The 4,490-nt window shown below is 34.2% G+C and carries 6 protein-coding genes; 4 read left to right on the forward strand and 2 right to left on the reverse strand.

Annotated features, from left to right (window positions below; all coding sequences use genetic code 11):
- The first annotated feature begins 858 nt into the window (after positions 1-858).
- Positions 859-1,038: a hypothetical protein gene (locus tag OM075_RS24230; protein ID WP_301193145.1), complete on the forward strand. Its 180-nt coding sequence runs from the start codon at positions 859-861 to the stop codon at positions 1,036-1,038.
- Positions 1,039-1,341: 303 nt separating this feature from the next.
- Here OM075_RS24230 and OM075_RS24235 read toward each other — a convergent pair whose 3' ends face one another.
- Positions 1,342-1,683: a WYL domain-containing protein gene (locus OM075_RS24235; RefSeq protein ID WP_301193146.1), complete on the reverse strand. Its 342-nt coding sequence runs from the start codon at positions 1,681-1,683 to the stop codon at positions 1,342-1,344.
- Positions 1,684-1,947: 264 nt separating this feature from the next.
- Between OM075_RS24235 and OM075_RS26180 the strand changes: the two genes are divergently transcribed.
- Positions 1,948-2,049: a helix-turn-helix domain-containing protein gene (locus OM075_RS26180; RefSeq protein WP_363321656.1), complete on the forward strand. Its 102-nt coding sequence runs from the start codon at positions 1,948-1,950 to the stop codon at positions 2,047-2,049.
- Here the strand turns inward: OM075_RS26180 and OM075_RS24240 are convergent.
- Positions 2,042-2,401, reverse strand: a complete 360-nt coding sequence (locus OM075_RS24240; RefSeq protein ID WP_301193147.1) for a winged helix-turn-helix transcriptional regulator — start codon at positions 2,399-2,401, stop codon at positions 2,042-2,044. The genes OM075_RS26180 and OM075_RS24240 overlap by 8 nt on opposite strands.
- Before the next feature lie 87 nt (positions 2,402-2,488).
- Between OM075_RS24240 and OM075_RS24245 the strand changes: the two genes are divergently transcribed.
- A complete protein-coding gene (locus tag OM075_RS24245; RefSeq protein WP_301193148.1) occupies positions 2,489-3,094 on the forward strand; it encodes an NAD(P)H-dependent oxidoreductase in 606 nt (201 codons plus the stop codon).
- 101 nt (positions 3,095-3,195) lie between these two features.
- A complete protein-coding gene (locus OM075_RS24250; RefSeq protein WP_301193149.1) occupies positions 3,196-4,398 on the forward strand; it encodes a DJ-1/PfpI family protein in 1,203 nt (400 codons plus the stop codon).
- The last annotated feature ends 92 nt before the right edge of the window (positions 4,399-4,490 follow it).

The following is a 4,490-nucleotide window of genomic DNA, read 5'->3' on the forward strand; positions in this document are numbered from 1 at the left end:
GACTATCCTCTTCCAAGGCATACTCAATCAGGTGTTTCACTGCTATTTGTTCACTCTTAGATAACTCGCTCATTCAAAAATTCATAAATAATTCCGGGGGTAAAAATAGTAAATTTTGTGAGTATTCTTTCAGGGGGGAGGAGATTAAGAAAGGAAGATCTATTAAACATATATATTACTATAGGACATTTATAAGATTAACTTATACCACTTTTAAATCTGTAAAAAGCGATTTAAAGATAAAAAATAATTCTGTCCAATTAATTCCTTTCCTAAGAGAATGAAATAAATACGACACTTGTAGGGGAGGGGAGCTTTGGCCACGGGGCTCATTAACATAATGCCGCTATAGGACTGCCGGAGGTATTCAGTTTACACAAATGAAGATAGGTAAGATATATAGGGACGCATTATGTTATTGCAGCTTAGGGGTGTTGTTTTTGGCGTTGCTTTTGCCAGGGTACAGCTTTTAAAACTTTGGAGTAAATATGTTGAGGAGAGGTACGAACCGAAACTATTTATGAGAAAGGATTAAAGGCTATGGATTGCGCCAAGTTTACTTGGGGCTCGGGTTTTAAGGCATTTTTAGTTGTGAGGTACGAACAGCGAAATGATTTAAATACCGAATGTGTGCATGGCGCTGATTACAAATCAAGCGCCAGCAATAGTTGTTAATGGAGCGCCATTAGGGCAAAAGGTATGACGAAAACAGCACCAGAAGGGTAGGGAAGTGGCAAACATGGATTGAATAGAATTTTGGATGAGAAATAGTGTGTGGGTAGGAACAGCTATTGCCATTGATTAAGCGAGCGGTATATTTGAAATGGCAAGTGCTGTTGGGTAAAAGGAGGTTTTTGAATGGAACGTAGTGAAATGAAGATACCGGGATGTGTGGAGGCACTGATTTATAAATCAAGCGCCAACGAAGAAGGTTTGTTTGACACTTTTGAGGCGTTGGGAGTGAATGGCCCTCACCTGAGTGAATGTACCCCTAATACAGAAGGGTGGCAAAAGGGGTATTATGGGGTGCATGAGTGATGGTGATATATTTAATTATGAATAAAACCTGAAGTAATAATTTTTTGTAGTTTATCAATTTGATGAAGTATTAGACCAAATTGATTCAAATCAATTAAAGCTATTTTTATTGCAATATGTGATATTACCTAACAAGTACAAATGAGCCATAAATGATTATATGACCTTTAAAATTTCCTTATATTATAATAGGTTTAGAATGATTCTAACATTATGAATATTGTTCACTAGAGTAATTGTCAAGAGCGAGGTGTATATTTGTTTTATTTTATTAACTAGAGAGATAGGTTCACAAACTGTTACTTAATTACTATAGCTTAATAATTCCATAATGAAATCATGTGTAATATGAAGTTTAAGTTTTATAGTCAATGAATTATCCTTTTCTTCAAGAATGGTTTGAGTATGATGTAATGGTAATGATTTGATATACTTACCTTGTTTAGCTGTAAACTTTAATATTATTATTTCCGAAGCTATTTTAAGGTTAGGACCAACAATATCGGATGAATACTTATAGTAATCCGTTACTTCTTTTAATCTTGTATTATCAAAATTTTCTTTTGCTGTTTCAAAGCTACAAAATCGAAAAAGGCAAAAGCTTTTTATTTGATCATCTTTACGATCAGTAGCTATTAATACCATCGACCTTTATATTCTATAGGAAAGTATGGATCAATAAACTTAATTGAAGGAGATGAATCTTTAAAAGATTGTTTTTTAATTGAGATTTTTAGTGTATTATCTATTGCTTTTAAAAGATCCTATCTATTTTCAGTTCATAAAGAATTTCTTTTTTCAAAGTAAATGTGTTCAGAGAGGCGATCCCAGCTTGGTTATCATATAGCTTAATCTCTTTTCGAACACTCAAACATAATGCTCCGAGAAACAACCATGACAATTTCATAAATTAGTGCAGCTGTTGGTTTTAATGACATCCCTTATTTTAACCGGACTTTTAAAAAGATGATGCAAGTTTCTCCAAAAGAATATCGATTAGATTCTATTTAGCTTCAACAACACCACCTTTTTCCTTAACAACCAAATGCCCCCAATTATTTATAGCTTCTAAAGCCGGTATAAATGTTTTCCCAAAATCAGTTAAACTATAGATTACTTTAATCGGTGGTTTATCACCATACACATTTCGTGAAACCAAACCACTTTCTTCCAACTGTTTTAGTTGTAAGCTGAGCGTCATCTCAGTTATGGCGTGTATTTCTTTCCTTAATTCGTTATAACGCTTTTCTTCATCTTTAAGGTGATACAGAATTACAGATTTCCATTTTCCACCTACTAAATCCATTGCCAGGCTAACTGTACATGGATAATTTTTTCCGTTTAATTCAATATTTTTTCCCATATCTATAACCTATCTATTTTGATAGTTATTGCAAAGATATATCACTAAAGTTACTTTTGCAACTATAATTATTATAGTTCGAAGATAATGAAGAAGATATTTATAATCAATGCAGGACAAAATTTTGCTCATTCCGGAGGAAAGCTAAATAACACCATTACTAGTTGGGATAAAGAGTTCTTTATTGAAAATAACGGATTCGAATTACAGGTTACAAACCTAACCGATGGTTATGATACTGAAACGGAAGTCGATAAATTCCTATGGGCAGATGTAGTGATCTATCATTTTGCTGCCTGGTGGATGAACATGCCCTATACATTAAAAGAGTATCTTGATAATGTATTAACTGCTGGGCATAGAAAAGGAATGTATTATAGTGATGGACGAAAGGCTGAAAATCCTGAACGTAACTACGGTAAAGGAGGTTTAATGCAAGGTAAAACATACATGGTAACCACAACCTGGAATGCTCCAGAAACAGCGTTTACCATTCCCAATGAATTCTTTATGGGAAGAAGCGTGGATGATGGCGTGTTGTTTGGTTTTCATCGAATGAATTCTTTCATAGGCATGAATGCTCCTATTACGAGTTTCCATTTTCACGATGTTGAGAAAAACATCTCTGAAGCCAGAGTTGAAGAATTACGTAAATCATATTTATCTCACTTATCTGTAAACTTTATAGAATAATATATTAAAATTTAGATATGAATATAATTAATAAAATCTCTTTGGTAATAATAGCGTTCATCACGTTAGTTGGAATTACCAATGCGCAAAACACAAAAAAAATGAAAAAGAAAGTATTGTTCGTGGTTACTAGCCACAGTGAAAAAGGAAATACTGGTGAAAAAACTGGTTTCTTTCTAAGTGAAGTTACCCATCCATGGGAAGTATTGTTTGATGCTGGTTATGAGATAGATTTTGTAAGTCCATTAGGAGGAAAAGCTCCGGTGGATGGTTTTGATTTGACCGACTCTGTAAATAAAAAATTCTGGGAAAACACTGAATACAGACAAAAAGTTGAAAACACTATGAAACCCTCAGAAGTAGATGTAAAAGAATATGCTGCAATTTTCTTTGCCGGAGGACATGGAACTATGTGGGACCTTCCTGACAATAAAGAATTACAAAATATTGCTGCTCAGATTTATGAGACAAATGGTGTTGTCGGGGCAGTTTGTCACGGGCCAGCTGGACTGGTAAATATTAAATTAAAAGATGGCTCTTATCTGGTTGCAGGCAAAAAAGTAAATGCTTTCACTAATGAAGAGGAAGAGATTGTAGGATTAACTAAGGTTGTTCCTTTCTTATTAGAAGATAAATTGAAAGAACGTGGAGTTATATTTGAAAAGTCAGCTCCCTGGCAGGTACACGTTGTTGTTGACTATAGACTAGTAACAGGTCAGAATCCACAATCAGCTCATGCTGTAGGAGAAGCAATAAAAGAACAATTAGAAAAAGAAAATACAAAATATATGAAACAAAGCGCAATTGTATTCCAGGAAAAATACACACCTGGAACAACTGATAATTTTTGCTCAAATGAAGTAATTGTTAAAGGTTTAACTACAAAAGAAGTATGGAAGTATTTAGTTAATCCTTTTGTTTGGACAGAATATTATTCGAATTCATCTGATGTTGAGTTTTTAAACTCCAATGACAAAGAATTATATGATGGTGTACGTTTCCGTTTTAAAACCTTTGGGTTCCCAATTGAAGCCCAAATAACAGAATTTGTTCCTCCTTGTGGAAACGAAGCAGCTCGATTGGCTTGGCACGGTTGGGCTGAGGGTGACGAAGCAACTCGTTTAGATGTTATTCATGCTTGGCTGATTGAAGATTTACCAGGAGGACGAGTTCGAATTCTTACTCAGGAAAGCCAAATTGGAAAACCTGCACAGGAACTTGCTAAAACAAAGCCTAACCCTATAATTAACGGACATCAGGATTGGCTGGATGGATTAGTGAACTATGCCAAAAGTAAAAAATAACTCGTTGTGTGAATTAAATAATAGAATAAAAAAAGTGCATGCTTTTGGAATTTAGTATTTTAAGGTTGCGAAACAAAAAATATTAAAACCTC

It is taken from the genome of Plebeiibacterium sediminum, assembly GCF_026013605.1.
GTDB classification, from domain to species: Bacteria; Bacteroidota; Bacteroidia; order Bacteroidales; family Marinilabiliaceae; genus Saccharicrinis; species Saccharicrinis sediminus.